The sequence below is a fragment of the Salinivibrio sp. ES.052 genome (assembly GCF_900141775.1).
Lineage (GTDB): Bacteria > Pseudomonadota > Gammaproteobacteria > Enterobacterales > Vibrionaceae > Salinivibrio.
Window position 1 is genome coordinate 535756 of sequence record NZ_FSRI01000002.1, and the last position, 18540, is coordinate 554295.

14 protein-coding genes, 3 tRNA genes and 2 rRNA genes are annotated in these 18540 nt (G+C 49.9%); 9 read left to right on the forward strand and 10 right to left on the reverse strand.

Annotated elements, in window-relative coordinates:
• Positions 1-35: 35 nt before the first annotated feature.
• The 7 genes from BUQ98_RS12135 to BUQ98_RS12165 all read left to right on the forward strand — a co-directional run bounded on the left by BUQ98_RS12135 (position 36) and on the right by BUQ98_RS12165 (position 4953).
• Positions 36-111, forward strand: a tRNA-Glu gene (locus BUQ98_RS12135).
• A gap of 2 nt (positions 112-113) precedes the next feature.
• Positions 114-189, forward strand: a tRNA-Lys gene (locus BUQ98_RS12140).
• Positions 190-198: 9 nt separating this feature from the next.
• Positions 199-274, forward strand: a tRNA-Val gene (locus tag BUQ98_RS12145).
• Positions 275-529: 255 nt separating this feature from the next.
• Positions 530-3419: ribosomal RNA gene (locus tag BUQ98_RS12150) — 23S ribosomal RNA — on the forward strand.
• Positions 3420-3507: 88 nt separating this feature from the next.
• Positions 3508-3623: ribosomal RNA gene (rrf, locus tag BUQ98_RS12155) — 5S ribosomal RNA — on the forward strand.
• Positions 3624-3922: 299 nt separating this feature from the next.
• Complete coding sequence (locus BUQ98_RS12160) at positions 3923-4303, forward strand: thiol-disulfide oxidoreductase DCC family protein (RefSeq protein ID WP_074214054.1); 381 nt, start codon at positions 3923-3925, stop codon at positions 4301-4303.
• An 8-nt stretch (positions 4304-4311) separates the two neighbouring features.
• Complete coding sequence (locus tag BUQ98_RS12165) at positions 4312-4953, forward strand: flavin reductase family protein (protein WP_074214055.1); 642 nt, start codon at positions 4312-4314, stop codon at positions 4951-4953.
• Here the strand turns inward: BUQ98_RS12165 and BUQ98_RS12170 are convergent.
• A complete protein-coding gene (locus BUQ98_RS12170) occupies positions 4950-5438 on the reverse strand; it encodes a GNAT family N-acetyltransferase (RefSeq protein ID WP_074214056.1) in 489 nt (162 codons plus the stop codon). The two genes, BUQ98_RS12165 and BUQ98_RS12170, sit on opposite strands and share 4 nt — an antisense overlap.
• 86 nt (positions 5439-5524) lie before the next feature.
• Positions 5525-6547, reverse strand: coding sequence for an EF-P beta-lysylation protein EpmB (epmB, locus tag BUQ98_RS12175; RefSeq protein ID WP_074214057.1), 1023 nt, complete (start codon positions 6545-6547; stop codon positions 5525-5527).
• A 33-nt stretch (positions 6548-6580) separates the two neighbouring features.
• Between epmB and efp the strand changes: the two genes are divergently transcribed.
• Complete coding sequence (efp, locus tag BUQ98_RS12180) at positions 6581-7147, forward strand: elongation factor P (protein ID WP_074214058.1); 567 nt, start codon at positions 6581-6583, stop codon at positions 7145-7147.
• Between the two features lie 65 nt (positions 7148-7212).
• Here the strand turns inward: efp and frdD are convergent, their stop codons facing one another.
• Genes frdD through frdA form a run of 4 tightly spaced genes read right to left on the reverse strand, consistent with a single transcriptional unit; the run spans position 7213 to position 10521 of the window.
• Positions 7213-7575, reverse strand: a complete 363-nt coding sequence (frdD, locus tag BUQ98_RS12185) for a fumarate reductase subunit FrdD (RefSeq protein ID WP_074214059.1) — start codon at positions 7573-7575, stop codon at positions 7213-7215.
• 8 nt (positions 7576-7583) lie between these two features.
• Entirely contained in the window at positions 7584-7967 is a 384-nt protein-coding gene (frdC, locus tag BUQ98_RS12190) for a fumarate reductase subunit FrdC (protein ID WP_074214060.1), read from the reverse strand.
• Positions 7964-8719 (reverse strand): succinate dehydrogenase/fumarate reductase iron-sulfur subunit, encoded by a 756-nt coding sequence (locus tag BUQ98_RS12195; RefSeq protein ID WP_074214061.1) that lies wholly within the window; start codon positions 8717-8719, stop codon positions 7964-7966. Before BUQ98_RS12195 ends, frdC begins: the two co-directional genes overlap by 4 nt.
• On the reverse strand, positions 8716-10521 hold the full coding sequence (gene frdA, locus BUQ98_RS12200) for a fumarate reductase (quinol) flavoprotein subunit (RefSeq protein ID WP_074214229.1): 1806 nt from the start codon (positions 10519-10521) through the stop codon (positions 8716-8718). The genes BUQ98_RS12195 and frdA overlap by 4 nt, the downstream gene beginning before the upstream one ends.
• A gap of 314 nt (positions 10522-10835) precedes the next feature.
• On the opposite strand from frdA, the gene epmA reads away from it, so the two are divergent.
• Complete coding sequence (gene epmA, locus BUQ98_RS12205; protein ID WP_074214062.1) at positions 10836-11813, forward strand: elongation factor P--(R)-beta-lysine ligase; 978 nt, start codon at positions 10836-10838, stop codon at positions 11811-11813.
• 56 nt (positions 11814-11869) lie between these two features.
• On the opposite strand, the gene BUQ98_RS12210 is transcribed toward epmA, so the two are convergent.
• The 4 genes from BUQ98_RS12210 to asd all read right to left on the reverse strand — a co-directional run bounded on the left by BUQ98_RS12210 (position 11870) and on the right by asd (position 18447).
• Positions 11870-13747 carry a methyl-accepting chemotaxis protein gene (locus BUQ98_RS12210; RefSeq protein ID WP_074214063.1) on the reverse strand — a complete coding sequence of 626 codons (1878 nt, stop codon included), beginning with the start codon at positions 13745-13747 and terminating at the stop codon, positions 11870-11872.
• Positions 13748-13939: 192 nt separating this feature from the next.
• Positions 13940-15826 carry a methyl-accepting chemotaxis protein gene (locus BUQ98_RS12215; RefSeq protein WP_074214064.1) on the reverse strand — a complete coding sequence of 629 codons (1887 nt, stop codon included), beginning with the start codon at positions 15824-15826 and terminating at the stop codon, positions 13940-13942.
• Positions 15827-16053: 227 nt separating this feature from the next.
• Positions 16054-17460: an SLC13 family permease gene (locus tag BUQ98_RS12220; protein ID WP_074214065.1), complete on the reverse strand. Its 1407-nt coding sequence runs from the start codon at positions 17458-17460 to the stop codon at positions 16054-16056.
• 186 nt (positions 17461-17646) lie between these two features.
• Positions 17647-18447, reverse strand: coding sequence for an archaetidylserine decarboxylase (gene asd / locus BUQ98_RS12225; RefSeq protein ID WP_371515120.1), 801 nt, complete (start codon positions 18445-18447; stop codon positions 17647-17649).
• Between the last annotated feature and the right edge of the window lie 93 nt (positions 18448-18540).

The following is an 18540-nucleotide window of genomic DNA, read 5'->3' on the forward strand; positions in this document are numbered from 1 at the left end:
GTTATAAGAGGATATGTTCCCAAACATATCAGCGTGTCCCATTCGTCTAGAGGCCTAGGACACCGCCCTTTCACGGCGGTAACAGGGGTTCGACTCCCCTATGGGACGCCAATGGGTTGTTAGCTCAGTTGGTAGAGCAGTTGACTTTTAATCAATTGGTCACAGGTTCGAATCCTGTACAACCCACCACACTATTGTGGGCGATTAGCTCAGTTGGGAGAGCACCTCCCTTACAAGGAGGGGGTCACTGGTTCGAGCCCGGTATCGCCCACCACGCTTTAAAGGTTTTTGTTTGAGAATCTTTAGAACGTGGTTTATTTAGCAATAAACGACATGCTCTTTAACAATCTGGAAAGCTGACAAGTCATTCTTTAAGAATGACAGTAAAGTTCTCAATCAGTGACAGAAATGTCACTCACACAATCAAGTGTGCTTGGGCTTTGTCTTATTTGATAAGCAAAGTCTCTATTTTGAGTCCGGCAAAAACAAAACCTTAGTTGTTTTCATACAAGACCTTTTGGGGTTGTATGGTTAAGTGACTAAGCGTAGACGGTGGATGCCTTGGCAGTCAGAGGCGATGAAGGACGTATTAACTTGCGAAAAGCCCAGATAAGGCAGTAAAAGCCATTTGAATCTGGGATGTCCGAATGGGGAAACCCACCTGCATAAGCAGGTATCTTAGCGTGAATACATAGCGCTAAGAGGCGAACTCGGGGAACTGAAACATCTAAGTACCCGAAGGAAAAGAAATCAATTGAGATTCCGGCAGTAGCGGCGAGCGACCCCGGAGCAGCCCTTAAGCAGACTTGGCGTTAGGTGAACAGGTTGGAAAACCTGGCAACAAAGGGTGATAGCCCCGTAACCGACGGCGCCATATCTGTGAAAACGAGTAGGACGGGACACGTGATATCTTGTCTGAACATGGGGGGACCATCCTCCAAGGCTAAATACTCCTGACTGACCGATAGTGAACCAGTACCGTGAGGGAAAGGCGAAAAGAACCCCTGTGAGGGGAGTGAAATAGAACCTGAAACCGTCTACGTACAAGCAGTGGGAGCCTCCTTTGTGGGGTGACCGCGTACCTTTTGTATAATGGGTCAGCGACTTAATGTAAGTAGCAAGGTTAACCGCATAGGGGAGCCGTAGGGAAACCGAGTCTTAACTGGGCGTACAGTTGCTTGCATTAGACCCGAAACCGAGTGATCTAGCCATGGGCAGGTTGAAGGTTGAGTAACATCAACTGGAGGACCGAACTCACTAACGTTGAAAAGTTAGGAGATGACCTGTGGCTAGGGGTGAAAGGCCAATCAAACTCGGAGATAGCTGGTTCTCCCCGAAAGCTATTTAGGTAGCGCCTCGGACGAACACTACTGGGGGTAGAGCACTGTTAAGGCTAGGGGGTCATCCCGACTTACCAACCCTTTGCAAACTCCGAATACCAGTAAGTGCTATCCGGGAGACACACGGCGGGTGCTAACGTCCGTCGTGGAGAGGGAAACAACCCAGACCGCCAGCTAAGGTCCCAAAGTTATCGCTAAGTGGGAAACGATGTGGGAAGGCTCAGACAGCCAGGATGTTGGCTTAGAAGCAGCCATCATTTAAAGAAAGCGTAATAGCTCACTGGTCGAGTCGGCCTGCGCGGAAGATGTAACGGGGCTAAGCGATACACCGAAGCTGCGGCAATGCGATTTATCGTATTGGGTAGGGGAGCGTTGTGTAAGCCGTTGAAGGTGTGCTGAGAGGCATGCTGGAGGTATCACAAGTGCGAATGCTGACATGAGTAACGATAATGGGGGTGAAAAACCTCCACGCCGGAAGACCAAGGGTTCCTGTCCAACGTTAATCGGGGCAGGGTAAGTCGGCCCCTAAGGCGAGGCCGAAAGGCGTAGTCGATGGGAAACGGGTTAATATTCCCGTACTGCTGCTTACTGCGATGGGGGGACGGAGAAGGCTAGGTGGGCCTGGCGATGGTAGTCCAGGTTCAAGGGTGTAGGCTGTAATCTTAGGCAAATCCGGGATTACACACGGTCGAGACCCGATGTCGAGCCACCAAGGTGGTGAAGTCATTGATGCCATGCTTCCGGGAAAAGCCTCTAAGCTTCAGGTAAGTAGGAACCGTACTCCAAACCGACACAGGTGGTCGGGTAGAGAATACCAAGGCGCTTGAGAGAACTCGGGTGAAGGAACTAGGCAAAATGGTACCGTAACTTCGGGAGAAGGTACGCTGCCCACGGTGAAGTCCCTTGCGGATGGAGCTATGGGCAGTCGCAGATACCAGGTGGCTGCAACTGTTTATTAAAAACACAGCACTGTGCAAAATCGAAAGATGACGTATACGGTGTGACGCCTGCCCGGTGCCGGAAGGTTAATTGATGTGGTTATCGCAAGAGAAGCCATTGATCGAAGCCCCGGTAAACGGCGGCCGTAACTATAACGGTCCTAAGGTAGCGAAATTCCTTGTCGGGTAAGTTCCGACCTGCACGAATGGCGTAATGATGGCCACGCTGTCTCCACCCGAGACTCAGTGAAATTGAAATCGCAGTGAAGATGCTGTGTACCCGCGGCTAGACGGAAAGACCCCGTGAACCTTTACTACAGCTTGGCACTGAACATTGAGCCTACATGTGTAGGATAGGTGGGAGGCTTTGAAACGGCGACGCCAGTTGTCGTGGAGCCAACCTTGAAATACCACCCTTGTATGTTTGATGTTCTAACTTAGCCCCCTTATCGGGGGTGAGGACAGTGCCTGGTGGGTAGTTTGACTGGGGCGGTCTCCTCCCAAAGAGTAACGGAGGAGCACGAAGGTGGGCTAATCACGGTCGGACATCGTGAGGTTAGTGCAATGGCATAAGCCCGCTTAACTGCGAGAGTGACGGCTCGAGCAGGTACGAAAGTAGGTCATAGTGATCCGGTGGTTCTGAATGGAAGGGCCATCGCTCAACGGATAAAAGGTACTCCGGGGATAACAGGCTGATACCGCCCAAGAGTTCATATCGACGGCGGTGTTTGGCACCTCGATGTCGGCTCATCACATCCTGGGGCTGAAGTCGGTCCCAAGGGTATGGCTGTTCGCCATTTAAAGTGGTACGCGAGCTGGGTTTAGAACGTCGTGAGACAGTTCGGTCCCTATCTGCCGTGGGCGTTGGATGATTGAGGGGAGCTGCTCCTAGTACGAGAGGACCGGAGTGGACGAACCGCTGGTGTTCGGGTTGTGTCGCCAGACGCATTGCCCGGTAGCTAAGTTCGGCACAGATAAGCGCTGAAAGCATCTAAGCGCGAAGCTGGCCCCGAGATGAGTCATCCCTAGAGCTTCGAGCTCTCTAAAGGGTTGTCGTAGACTACGACGTTGATAGGCAGGGTGTGTAAGCGCTGTGAGGCGTTGAGCTAACCTGTACTAATTGCCCGTGCGGCTTAACCATACAACACCCAAGAGGTTTTGGGTTGGACTCGAAATAAAGCCAGTTGATTGTGGCGAGAACGAACAGCTTTCTAGATTACAAAATTTTGCTTGGCGACCATAGCGCTTTGGACCCACCTGACTCCATGCCGAACTCAGTAGTGAAACGAAGCAGCGCCGATGGTAGTGTGGGGTCTCCCCATGTGAGAGTAGGACATCGCCAGGCTTTGATTATAAATTGTGACTGTTGCTTGCGATTTTTGATAGCTACGATGCTCATGTATTGGCATACATTGTGCGTCTCGCTTCAAAACTCACTGCGCATAGCTCGCAATTTGAGCATCAAAGCAGATATGCGTAAGACTTTGATGAGAAAACACCAAGCCCTGACCTGATGGTCGGGGCTTTTTTGTATCGTTAAAACCGTGATGAAAAACCAATGAAGCCCTGGCCTGACGGTCAGGGTTTTCTTTTTTGATCGTGTGTCCCGGCCTGAGCGTATCTATTTATTTAGGAGGTGCCTTTATGGTCACGGTGTTCTACGACAGTATGTGTCCCTTGTGTGTGAAAGAAATGCGTAAACTCTCTCGTTGGGACAGCGAAGGGGCTCTCAATTTGGTTGATATTCATCAGGCTGATTTCTCTGATCGTTTCCCTGACGTCGATCCCAGCGCTGCGAATCGTATTTTGCACGCACAAGATCACAACGGCAAGATGGTGTATGGTTTAGATGCAACCTATGTGGCTTGGCATGCGGTCGGAAAAGGTGTTTGGGTGAGTTGGTTACGTTGGCCTATGATTGCTTGGTTTGCGGACAAGACCTACCTTTTCTTTGCGCGACACCGCTATCGGATCTCTGCGCTACTGACGGGCCAAGCACGTTGCCAACAATGCCAAATTATATAAGGAAGCGTATGTCCCTCAGTGTATATGAAAGAGACGATATTTTGGCGATGGAAAAGCGCTATCGTGCGGCTTTTGTTAACAGCTTATCCGGTTTTAAGTCGGCGAATTTGTTGGGGACGAGTGATACAAGCCGACAGACTAACCTTTGTATGGTGAGCTCTGCTTTTCACCTTGGATCCGATCCAGCCCTCATGGGTATTATCATTCGCCCTGATGTTGTCCCTCGCGACTCGCTAGACAATATTAGAGAAACAGGTGTTTATACCCTGAACCATGTTCAAGAGGCGATGGTCTCGGCGGCCCACCAAACCTCGGCACGTTATCCGCGAGGAGTGTCTGAGTTTGAGCAAGTCGGCTTTACCCCTTTATGGCGTGAGCGCATTAACGCCCCTTATGTACAAGAAGCAGCAATACGCTTAGGGTTAATTCTTAGAGAAGAGCATACTATGGCGATCAATGGCACCCATTTATTAGTGGGTGAAATAATTGAAGCCCATATACCAGACTGCTGTATTGGAAAAGATGGCTTTATCGATATCGAGCAAGCGGGCACGGTTGCGTTAAGTGGCTTAGATAGCTATCACACGACTAAAAGCGTGGGTCGGCTTAGCTATGCCAAGCCGGACACCATGCCTGAATGGCTTGATTAGCGGGTACGCGCCATATAGTGGGCATCGACAAACTCACCGTTGCGGAAAGCAAATTGTTTAGCTGTCCCTTCGACTTCAAAACCAAAGCGTTGATAGAGGTGGATAGCCGCTAGATTGTCGGTGTACACGGTTAACTCTATCCGTGTCACATTCAGCCAGTTTTCGGCTAAGTCGATGGCCTTTTCCATCAGGGCGCTACCAATGCCGCGGTTTTGATAGGCATCGTGAACGCCCATGCCCATATCTGCAACGTGGCGGCGGCGCGGGTTAGCGGCGATGATCAAGCCGAGGTTACCGACCACTTTACCCTCTAGCTCGGCGACCAATGGGTACACGCCATCTGGGACATTATTGAGCCGTTTTTCCCACATCGCGAGGCTTGGCATCGGCAATTGCAAGGTGCCCGCTTGGGCCTTGGGTTGCGCATAGATATCACGTATCGCCGGAATGTCGTCGGCGTGGTATTGACGAATAATCAGAGACATAACACATCCTTGTGGTGAGCTTTCTTTTTAATAAGCCATTAAATTAAAGATAAATCAATAGGTTATTTAAATAAAAAAGGCGATAACTACTCTAAATGAAGGTCAAGTGGCGTTTTACTTGATCGCCCCCCAATTTCTCGGGTTAGCCGAGGGACTAAATAGCCTGAAAGCTGACTGATAATTTCTTGCATTAATGTGCGCGCCTCATCGTCTGAGACTAAAAAGTGGGCGGCACCTTGGACTTTATCCAATATATGCAGGTAGTAAGGCAACACGCCAGCATCGAACAGCCGTTGGCTCAGTACCACCAACGCATCCGCACTATCATTCACCCCTTTGAGGAGCACGCTTTGGTTAAGCAGCGTGATACCGGCTTGTCGTAGTGCGTGGAGTTTGTCGCTTAATTCGGTATTGATCTCATTGGCATGGTTGATGTGCGTAACCATCACGATTTGTAAACGTGAGTACGATAGGCGCTCGAGCAGCGTTGAGGTGATACGCGCGGGGATCACAACAGGCAGCCGAGAGTGAATGCGCAGCCGTTTAACATGCGTGATCTGCTCTATGGCGGTTATCAGCCAATCGAGCTCCTCGTCTTTGGCCATCAGCGGATCACCACCAGATAAAATCACTTCATCAACTTCAGGGTGTGCGTCGATATAGTCAAGTGAGCCTTGCCACACGCGTTTGCTACCTTTGTTGTCCTGATAAGGGAAATGGCGGCGGAAGCAGTACCGGCAATTAATCGCACAGCCCCCTTTGACGATCAGCAACACTCGATTGCGGTATTTGTGCAACAGTCCCGGTGTATCGTTGTCTTGCTCTTCAAGCGGATCAGCGCTGAAGCCCTTTACCTGGTTAAATTCTTCCGCAACCGGTAATACCTGTTTGAGTAACGGGTCATGCGGGTTGCCTTTTTCCATTCTGGCGACAAAACTACGCGGTACACGCTGTGAAAATAAACGGCGCGCCGTAAAGCCGGACTCCCACGCTTTTGGTGAAATATCGAGCAGTTGCAGCAGTTCACTGGGATCTGTGATCCCCTCTGCGAGTTCTTTGATCCAGTTTCGCTCAACAGCAGGCTGGATTCGGGTTATGATATGCGACATTTGTGAAAACTCGAAGATGTTAAGAGGATCAAGATGGCGTCTTTCAGCACTAATGAATTCCGCGGCGGCATGAAAATTATGCTCGATAACGAGCCGTGTGTCATTACCGAAAATGAATTTGTGAAGCCAGGTAAAGGTCAAGCCTTTAACCGTGTGAAAATCCGTAAGTTGATCTCCGGTAAAGTTTTGGAGAAAACGTTTAAGTCCGGTGACAGCGTTGAAGCCGCTGACGTGATTGATGTGGATATGGATTACTTATACACCGACGGTGAATTTTTCCACTTTATGAACAATGAGACGTTTGAGCAAATCGCCGCCAACGAGAGTGCGGTGGGTGAGAACGTTAAATGGTTGGTCGAAAACAATAGCTGTACGCTCACGCTTTGGAATGGTGATCCGATTGTGGTGATGCCACCAAACTTTGTTGAGCTGGAAGTGACCGAAACCGATCCGGGCTTGAAAGGGGACACTCAGGGAACTGGGGGAAAACCTGCCACCTTGACTACCGGAGCGGTGGTCCGTGTGCCGCTATTTATCCAAATTGGTGAAGTGATTAAGGTCGATACGCGTAACGGCGAATATGTTGGACGTGTAAAATAATGACCCACAATAAAAAAGCCCTGAGCGATTCGCCAGGGCTTTTTTGTTTCATTGCGTGTGACACGTTAGATCATCAACACTAAAAGCGCGGCAACGACACTGATCGTGAAGGCTAGGGCGTAACAGACCACTTTACCTGCTAGACCGATATGCAATTTGAGGTCGTGCATGCCATGGTGAATACGGTGCATTGCATGCCACATCGGCAGCGCGAGCGTGGCGAGGATCAGAAGCTTGCCTAGCCAGTGCTCAGCAAACATCATTACACGCTCATAGCTCAGTGCTGATGGGTCAATAACGCCAAGCGGGATGAGTACGCCTAAGATTAAGACGGTCACCGGCGTGAACATAGCAAACCAGGTCCCCCCGGCGCCAAAGAGACTCCACCAAATGGGCTCATCGGAACGTTTTGGTTTGGGATCGATCATAACACCTCCTAAATGAGCACCAGAGCGATCAGTGATACCACCGCCACAGCGGCCCATTGCGCACCAATCACCCATTTACCATCGAGTAGCTTGCCTTTGATTCGAATCGGCATCACTTGTGGCATCATGCTGAAAAACGTGGTGGCATGAAAAAGACTTGCTACCAAGGCAACCAGATTCAACACGATCACCACTGGATGAGCCATATAAGCGAGCCAGCTTTGCCAAGCTTGTGGGCCTTGTACCAAGCAGATTAATCCTGCTGTTAGACTAAGCGTGAAGAAGACCAAAGGCAGTACCGTGGCTTCGCGCACCATATAAAAGCGATAGAACGGATGCTCTAGCCACCAAGTACGAGGCATGGGACGTACATAGGGTTTGCGGTTACTCATCCTCTTACCTCCTGCCCATCTTTATTAGGATTAAACATAGCAATCACCATATCTTGGGTGGAAGCCACCTTGCCTTGGTTGACCGCGCCCGCAGGATCGACGCCTTTTGGACAGACTTTTGAGCAGTAGCCAACGAAAGTGCATCCCCATGCGCCGTTCTCACTGTTAATCAGCGGCATACGTTGGGCTTTACCCTTGTCTCGACTATCAAGGTTATAGCGGTGCGCCAAGGCGATAGCGGCAGGGCCTAAAAAGTCTGGGTTAAGTCCAAATTGCGGGCAGGCGGCGTAACATAAACCGCAATTGATACAAGCGGCGAATTGTTTGTATCGCGCCATTTGTTCGGGCGTTTGCGTATTGGGTCCGTCCTCGGGGCGGCGGTCATTACCCAAAATATAAGGTTTGATCGCTTCAAGGCGCTCAATGAAGGGCGTCATATCAACCACGAGATCTTTTTCGATCGCAAAGTTAGCTAAGGGTTCAATCAGCACCCCTTTGGGGTAGTCACGTAAAAAGGCTTTACAGGCCAGTTTAGGCACACCATCAACCATCATTCCGCACGAGCCACAAATGGCCATGCGACACGACCAGCGATAAGACAGGGATTTATCTAAGTTATCCTTGATATAACCTAGCGCATCCAGAACTGACATGGTTTCGTCACCCGGCACCACAAATGCTTGCGTATAAGGGGCATCATCAGTGGCGGGATCGTACCTGAGCACGGAGACCTGATAGGTAGCTTGCGTCATTTTGCTTGCTCCTCTTGTTGGTCGGCGCTGTCACGATTCGCTTTCTCTGCCGCATCGCCATACAGCCGCGCTTGAGGTTGTGACTTGGTAATCTTGACATCGCCATAGTTGATGCGAGGGCTGCTTTCGGCCTGGTAAAACGCCAAAGTATGCTTAAGGTAATTTTCATCGTCACGTGTAGTACAGCCTTCGTCGAGACGCTGGTGAGCCCCACGAGACTCTTTGCGCTGTATCGCGGAATGTGCCATGGCTTCGGCGACTTCAAGGCCGTAGCCTACCTCAATCGCATACAACAGATCCGTGTTAAAGACACTGCCTTTATCTTGAATGCTGATATTTTTGTAGCGTGCTTTCAGTTCGGCAATTTTATCAATTGTGGTTTGCATTAAGTCTTCGCTGCGATAAATACCGCAGCCGGCTTCCATGGTTTCGCCCAGCTCTCGACGAATGTCGGCCCAGTTTTCTTCGCCCTGATGACTGAGCAATTGATCAATGCGTGCTTTGACCTCTTTCACTTGGTCGTCGATAGCCGTTTGATTCCAATCATTGAATTCACGTGCGCGTTGGGCGGCACCTTCACCCGCTAAACGGCCGAAAACGGCCAGCTCGGCAAGTGAGTTCGAGCCAAGACGATTGGCGCCATGTAAACCAACTGACGAGCATTCACCCACGGCAAACAAACCCGCCACACGTGTTTCCGTCTGCGCATCAGTTTCTATCCCGCCCATGGTGTAATGAACGGTTGGCCGGATAGGGATGAGTTCTTTGGCTGGGTCAACGTTGACGTATGCTTTGGCCAATTCACAAATAAAGGGCAGGCGCTCTTGAATATACTCTTCGCCGAGGTGACGCAAATCGAGATGCACGACATCACCTAGCGTATGCTTGATGGTGTTACCTTTTTGTTGTTCGTGCCAGAAAGCTTGTGAGACTTTATCGCGTGGCCCAAGCTCCATGTATTTGTTTTTCGGTTGGCCAACAGGTGTTTCTGGACCCATACCGTAATCTTGTAAGTAACGGTAACCGTTTTTGTTGACAATAATGCCGCCTTCACCGCGGCAACCTTCGGTCATTAATATCCCCGTGCCAGGTAATCCGGTAGGATGATATTGCACGAACTCCATATCGCGTAGTGGAATACCGTGACGATAGGCCATGGCCATTCCATCACCGGTGACAATGCCGCCGTTGGTATTGCAGCTATAAACGCGTCCTGCACCACCTGTTGCTAGCACCACGGACTTGGCTTTGATACAGACCAGCTCGCCCTCGGCCATATGTAAGGCAATGAGCCCCTGTATCTGTCCATTATCAACAATTAAATCAACAACAAAATACTCATCGAGACGTTGGATCTGAGGGTATTTGACTGAAGTTTGAAACAAAGTATGCAATATATGAAAGCCAGTTTTATCGGCGGCAAACCACGTTCGCTCGACTTTCATGCCGCCGAACCGACGAACATTAATACTGCCATCGTCTTTGCGGCTCCAGGGGCATCCCCATTGTTCTAATTGCACCATTTCGCGGGCGCAATTTTTAACAAAGTAGTCGACGACATCTTGTTCACATAGCCAATCGCCACCGCTAACGGTGTCATTAAAATGGTTGTCTAGGCTGTCTTCATCCTTGATGACGGCAGCCGAGCCACCTTCAGCGGCCACAGTGTGTGAGCGCATTGGGTAGACCTTAGACACCAACGCTATATTGAGAGAGGGATCTGCCTCAGCGGCCGCAATGGCCGTGCGTAGCCCGGCACCGCCGGCGCCGATAACTGCAATATCTGTGGTGAGGGTCTGCACGTTCATCCTCCAGTGTCATAGGGAAAGCCAGTGCTTGGCTTGTTTATTGTTCTGCTGTCATGGTAGGCAATCTAGGCATCGTAAAAATTGACTCAGTCGGGGAATTACCGCGATTTTGCGAGCATGAGTGTTAAATTGCATAAAAATGTGAGGTGAGTCGTTAAGTGCCCGAGAGCACTGTAAAAAAGGCGTATAACTTGCAATTAAAATGCGCCATGTAACACGTTATCATCGCGCGACAATGGCCGCCCTAACTTGCCATTCTTCGTTGTGGCGATAGACTGACGCCATTCGTGCTAAGAGAGAGTTTGACGATGAACCAAGCTAATCCATGGCAGCCAACTGCGACGTTAGCGCAGCTAAAAAAGCGGGCCGATATTATTGCCTGTATTCGTCAATTTTTTGCTGACCGTCAGGTGTGGGAAGTCGATACGCCCGCTTTAAGCCAAGCGGCGGTCACCGATGTGCACGTGCACAGTTTTCGCACTTCACTGATCGGGCCAGGTTTTGCGGACGGACTTCAGTTGCATTTGATGACAAGTCCTGAGTTTCATATGAAGCGATTACTGGCGGCTGGGAGCGGTGCTATCTATCAAATCAGCAAAGCCTTTCGTAATGAAGAGGCCGGGCGTTACCACAATCCGGAATTTACCATGCTGGAGTGGTATCGTCCTGACTATAACCACCATGACTTGATGGATGAGGTGGATGCCTTTTTGCACAAGACACTAGGTTGCGAAGCAGCAAATCGTATGACCTATCAAACGGCGTTTCAAACCGTGACGGGACTTTGCCCATTGAGTGCGGATATTCAGTCATTACGTAATTTAGCGGCAGAGCAGGGGTTAGCTGATATCACGCAGCAAGAGACGGATAAAGACACCTTACTGCAATTGCTTTTTTCGGTAATGGTGGAGCCGGTAATAGGTCAAGATGCCCCTGCATTTGTGTTTGATTTCCCTGCCTCACAAGCGGCACTGGCTAAAATTAGCCAAACCGATCCAAGGGTGGCACATCGCTTTGAAGTGTATTACCAAGGGGTCGAGCTGGCGAATGGCTTTTACGAGCTGCAAGATGCCAAAGAGCAGCGGCAGCGATTTGAGGCGGATAATGTCGCGCGAAGGGGTCGAGGATTAGCCCCGCAACCTATTGATACCTATCTACTCGCCGCATTGGACGCTGGCTTGCCCGATTGTGCGGGAATAGCGCTTGGTGTTGATCGCTTAATGATGCTGGCACTGGGTTGTGACCATATTGAGGCAGTGACCGCGTTTCCCGTTTCGCGCGCTTAGCCATGCTGTGCCAATAAAAAACGCCGCCCGTGGGCGGCGTTTGGGTATACACCTGTTTAGACTTTAAATTTAGATAAGTCTTGATGCATATCTTGAGCGGCTTGTGCCATGCTCTCACCTTGATCGCCTGTCGCAGTAGCTTGTTGATGGATCTCATACGAGAGGTCTTTTACTGCCTGAGTATTGCGATTGATATCGTCGGTGACTGCGCGCTGCTCTTCCGCGGCGCTGGCAATTTGTATCGCCATTTCTGAAATGGTGCCAATGGCTGTGGTGATTTGGTTGAGGCGATCGCTGGCCGCTTCGGCCCGGTCGACACTGGATGTCGCCATTTCATTACTTTGAGTCATATCATCCACAGCACGTTGTGTGGTGTGTTGCAAAGTCTCAATCATATTGCGAATTTCTTCAGTGGAGTCATGGGTGCGCTGGCTGAGTACACGCACCTCATCAGCAACCACGGCAAAGCCTCGGCCTTGATCGCCTGCGCGAGCAGCCTCAATCGCCGCATTGAGCGCAAGTAGGTTAGTTTGCTCCGCTACCCCTTGAATAGTGGCAATAATTTGGTTAATACTTTGCGCGTTTTCATCCAGCTCACGGATCACATTGGTCGCACGTTCTACCTGCTCAGCGAGCTGAGTAATGGCGTTGCGGTTATCGCTAACCACACTTAACCCTTCTTGGCATGATTGCTCAGCTTGTTGCGCAGATGTGGCCGTGTCTTCAGCATGGCTAGCGACTTCATTCGCCGTGGTAGACATTTCGTGGATCGCGGTAGCAATTTGGTCGACATCATTTTGCTGCTTGTCGACTAATTGACTCGATTGCAACGCATGAGTTCGGCATTCTTCCGCACTTTGCGATAATGTCATGCTTTGATTGACCGCCTTACCGACCATTTGCTGCAGTTGCGCGAGAAACGCATTGACATATTCTGCTAGCTCACCGATCTCATCTTGGCGAGCAATATTGATGCGTTGAGTTAAATCCCCTTCACCGGCAGAGAGCGTACGTACTGCCCCGGTTAATTCACCCAACGGCTTAAGTAATTGTTTAATTAACGCACCCGCGACAAATGCAATGACGATAAATAGGATAACAGAGGCAATAACGACAAAAGTGATTTGCTCTGAGACGGATGCGTAAGCTTGGGCTTTATCTTCTACAATCCCTAGCGTCCAGTCGGTGTTCGGAACGTCGATTGCAGCAAGCAGTTTATCTTTTCCATTGAGCTCAAACGTGGTGAGTTGGCGTTGTGCACTGGCATTGGCCATAAAGTTGCGAGTCAGCTCATTATCCAGCTCGGTGAGCGGTTGGCGACTTAAGTCTGTATCACGATAAGCGACTATGCGGTTTTCACCGTCGACCAAAAAGGCAAAACCATTGCTGAGTTTCAGATTGAGCACCTGCTCGACAATATCCGTCACGGTGACATCGGCAGCCAGCACGCCTTGATATTGGCCATTAAAGCCCTTGGCTAAACTGACTACTAGGCTGCCGTCAAAATCCTGATAGGGTTCAGTAATGATAAGATCATTAGACCCACTCGCATTTTTATACCAAGGTCGTGTGCGCGGATCGTAGTCAGCGGGCCAGTCTTCACTTTTATCACCGTAGGCAATGCGCCCATCACTAAACCCAGCATAAACGGATAAAAAGTGTCCCGCACGCTTCGTCACCAGCAGCTCGCGATCGACATTGGCGTTGTTCGCAATGAGCGTCTCATTCGCTAGGAGCATATCGGCACGCGTGTTTAACCAGCTATCAATAAACTGGGTAGTGGCATCACCGACATCATGCATTTGTTTGGTGATGCTAGTGGTGGTCTCGTGTTGGAGTTGACGCACAGAAATGCTGGCAAGCACCGCGCTGACCAACGCTACGATAAAAGCAATGGCAACAATGATTTTCAGCTTAATTGTTGGCTTGGGCATAGACACATTTCCATCTCATTGAAAAGCCTTTGAGTGTATACGCAAGGCTTTCATTAAAATTGGATCAATGAGGCAATTTGTGCCGATAAAAAGCATAAGGGAGCGGTAAAACGTGGAATTTGTGATCTTTCTGCCAACAGACGGGCGACCTATTGGATAAGGCACCCGTCTGCTTGATGCGTTCAATCGCGTTTAAACTTTAAATTTAGAAAGATCACTGTGCATGGATTGGGCATCTTGTGCCATTTGTTCGCCTTGTTCGCCTGTTTCACTCGATTTCTGGTGGATTTCTAGCGACAAGTCTCGTACTGCTTGGGTGTTACGGTTGATGTCTTCGGTAACGGCACGTTGTTCTTCGGCGGCGCTGGCAATCTGTGCTGCCATTTCAGAGATATCGCCAATCCCACGTGTGATTTCGTTTAATTTCTCACTGGCTGAAGCGGCGCGATCGACACTCGCGGTTGCCATCTCGTTACTTTGGGTCATGCCGTCCACCGCGCGCTGGGTCGTGTTTTGCAAGGTCTCGATCATATTGCGGATTTCTTCGGTCGAATCGTGTGTGCGCTGACTTAAAACTCGGACCTCATCGGCAACCACCGCAAACCCTCGACCTTGCTCGCCAGCCCGCGCAGCCTCAATCGCGGCATTGAGCGCCAGTAAGTTGGTTTGTTCCGCAATACCTTGAATAGTAGAGATAATTTGGTTGATGCTTTGTGAGTTAGTATCCAATTCGCGGATCACATTTGTCGCTTGTTCGACTTGTTCAGCCAATTGTGTGATTGCGTCACGGTTACTTTCTACGACCTCTAACCCATCCCGACAAGAGCTTTCGGCCTCTTGGGCTGAGCGGGCCGTTTGTTCCGCGTTGCTGGCGACTTCATTGGCGGTGGTCGACATTTGGTGAATCGCGGTGGCGATTTGATCGACATCACCTTGCTGTTGACCCACTAAATCGGTCGATTGATGCGCAAGGTTACGACATTGATCCGCCCGTTCGGATAAGCCGACGCTTTGGGTGACGCTACGACCAATCATGGCTTGCAGCTGGGCCAAAAAGGCATTGACGTGGCTGGCTAACTCACCAATTTCATCCTGGCGAACAATATCGAGCCGTTGAGTGAGATCGCCGCTCCCTTGTGATAATGAGCTAACCGCTTGGGTGAGTTGAGTTAACGGTGCCAGCATACGGTGGATGAGCGCGCCGGCAATCAGTGCGATGATGACAAATAAAATCACGGAGGTAACCAACGTTGAGATAATTTGCTCGGAGACTGACGCAAATGCAAGCTGTTTGTCCTGAACCACCCCAAGGCTCCAATTTGCGCCCTCAACTTTCGTCACAGCAATCAGTTTTTCACGTCCATCGCCATCAAAGGTAATGGTGGCAAGCGACTGGCTATTACGGGCCTGTTGAATAAAGGCGGGGGTAAGTTCATCATCGACTTCAGTGAGGGCTTTTGCGCTGAGCGCGGTGTCACGGTAGGCAACCACCTTGTTGTTACTGTCGACCAGAAATGCGAAGCCTTCGTTCGGTAAGCGAACGTTCAGGACTTCTTTAACAATCGCGTCAACGGATAGATCCGCTGCAATGACACCTTTGAAGCGCTGATCAAAGGCTTTTGCAAAACTGATGACCATACCGGCGCCGTTGGCATCAACATAGGGGGGCGTAATAATTAAATCGTTTGCCGCCGTGGCTTGTTTGTACCAGGGACGTGAGCGAGGATCATAATTTGTGGGCCAGCTTTCGGTCTTGTCACCGTAGGCAATCGAGCCATCGGCAAAGCCAGCGTATACGGTGAGAAAATCACCTTGGCGCTTAGTCAGTAACAATTCGCGATCAACATTCGGTTGGCTAGCAATTAAAGGCACATTCGCCACTAGCATCTCACTACGGATGTCGAGCCACTCTTCAATAAAATTGCTAGTGGAAAGCCCGACATCACGCATCTGTGTGGTCACATTTTGCTGTGTCTCTGTTTCAAGTTGATTGACTGAAAACCATGCCTGTACTGCACTCACTAAGGCCACGACCAAAGCAACCGCAAGCAATATTTTGGTCTTGATGGTGAATTTCATTAAAGATCCCTCGTCCTGTCACGGTATGATACTTTCTTATTGAGTATCTACTTAATTATAGAAAGCTTGAGCCCAGAGTGATAAATAATTTTAAAGAGGTTGTTTACGCTCGGGCTCTTTAACGCAATGTATTACCGGTGTTATCCCATTTTTAACCGATGAAAAATATCAACTGATTGAATATGGGGCTGATAGATTGATTTTATTTCTCAAATATTAAACGCATGTCACGTTAGTAAGCCGACAGCGCCATAGACTAGGCCCAGCCCACTCATCCCTAAAACGACCCCCACTTTGACTAAGTCCTGAGTATTGATAAAGCCGGTTGAGTAGGCGAGAGAATTGGGTGGGGTCGATACGGGTAAGATCATGCCGAGAGAAGCGGAAAATGCGACCACGATCAATAAGCCTTGCATACCACCGATACTCACTAATGCAGGCATTGAGGATGCAATCGCGGCGGCAATCGGCATTAACAAGTTCGCGGTTGCAGTATTAGACATAAAGTTGGCCATTAACCAGCAAATAACCGACAAGGTGACCAGTACCGTCATGGCGTTTAGCACGCTGTAATCCACCGCGTGGGCTAGCGCTGCGGCAAGGCCGGTTTGGTCGAGTGCGATGCCCATGGCGATCCCACCCGCAACAAGCCATAACACATCCCAATTGATCTGTTTGAGCTCTGGCTTACCGATAATTCCAGTCAGAGTAAATATGGCCAGTGGGATCACGGCAACAACATAGGTGTTCATGCCATGTACCCCCGTCGTGAGCCATAAAGCAATGGTTAGAGCGAAGGTGATGTAGACCGTATAGGCCTGCCAGCTTTGTAGGAAGCTGCCCTCTAACGCGAGCTGTACACGAGTATGCTGGCTACGAAACAATCGTTGCAGTAGCCACCAGGCAAAGGTGAGCTGTATGACCACGAAGGGCAGGCCCATCTTCATCCAGTCTAAAAAAGAGACTTTATATTCCCCCGTCAAATACTGTAAGGCGATCGCGTTAGGGGGCGTGCCGATGGGAGTCGCAATCCCGCCTGTGTTCGCGGCCACTGGGATACAAAGCACTAAGGCCTTAATTAATGGGTCGCCTTTAGGTAAGACACTCACAATGGGAGCTAATAAGGCTAGCATCATCACCGTGGTAGCGGTATTTGACATGAACATTGAAAACACTGCGGTGATCAACATCAACCCTAGCATGATGAACTTTGGGTGTTGGCCAAAGGGTTTAAGCAATACGCGGGCGAGGTTGATATCGAGTTCATATTTCGACGCGGCAATGGCTAATGAAAACCCACCCATAAATAGGATGATGATAGGTGAAGAAAACGCGCTCAAGATATCGGTGTAGGGGATTAATTCTCCGCGAGGGTGATGCGGGGTGATACCGCGAAACCAGTGTAAGCCTTTATCTGAAATCATCACCAGCTGCAGTGTGATGATCAATAAGGACGTGGAAAAAACGGGAACCGGCTCGAGTACCCACAGCAAAGCGGCCATTAAAAAGATCGCCAATAAACGGTGTTGAACAATGGTGAGGTTGGCGATAGGTAACCAAGTGGTCGGCATGAATAGCAATAACAGCGGTAACCCGAGTGCGACGAGCAGTTTGATACAACGAGCATTAACCACAAATACGCTCCTTCGTCATTAGTGGGCGATAACGTCACGTCTTTGCTGTTGAAAGCGGACAGGCGCGTTATCGGTGATGGAATACCACCAATAATACGAGGCCTGCGGCTTGATTAACGGGAAAAATCTCCGAATTTCGATATAAAAAAGGGGCACAAATGCCCCTTATCTCACAATTTTTAGCGATTACGACTGACGATGGGCATAAGGTTGCCCTACTTGTGTGACTTCCCCGGGGGCGACCTGATCGTCGAAGCGAAGTATCCCTTTCGGGAAGAGATTAATCACGGTAGAGCCCAGTTTGAAACGGCCCATTTCATCGCCTTGCGCAAAACAAATCGCTTGTTCGCCTTCGCGAGAATAGTGCCAGCGACGTATACTACCACCGGTGGGCGGAGTGACTGTACCTGCCCAAGTCGTTTCTATGCTACCGACAATGGTTGCGCCCACCAAAATTTGCACCATCGGTCCAAAGTCAGTATCAAACACACAAACTACGCGCTCATTGCGTGCGAATAAATTCGGGACGTTCTCTGCGGTGAGTGGATTAACCGAAAACAGATCGCCAGGAATATAAACCATCTCACGAAGCACACCTTCGCACGGCATGTGCACACGGTGATAGTCACGCGGAGAGAGGTATAAGGTTGCAAAGTCTCCATCGTTAAATTGGCTGGCGAGAGCGTCATCGCCCCCGACGAGTTCAGTCAATGAAAAGCTGTGTCCCTTGGCTTGGATTAACCGCCCTTGGTTGATACGTCCAGCTTGGCTCACACAGGCATCTGCCGGATAGACCAAAGTATTGCTATCGCCTTCAATAGGGCGAAGTGCGGGCTTTAGCTCACGGACAAAAAAGTCATTGAAGGTACGATAGTAGTTGGGATCGCTCACTTTCGCTTCGCTCATATCGACGTGATATTTTTTGATAAACCACTTAATGACCGACGTCGTGAGCCAGCCACCTTTTAAGCTAGCGAGTTTGCCCATGACTCGGGTTAGAGCGTGTTTCGGCGCAATATATTGCAGCCCGACTTTTAAATCGTCTCGCACAATGTAGTCCTGACAAGTTATAGAGTTCTG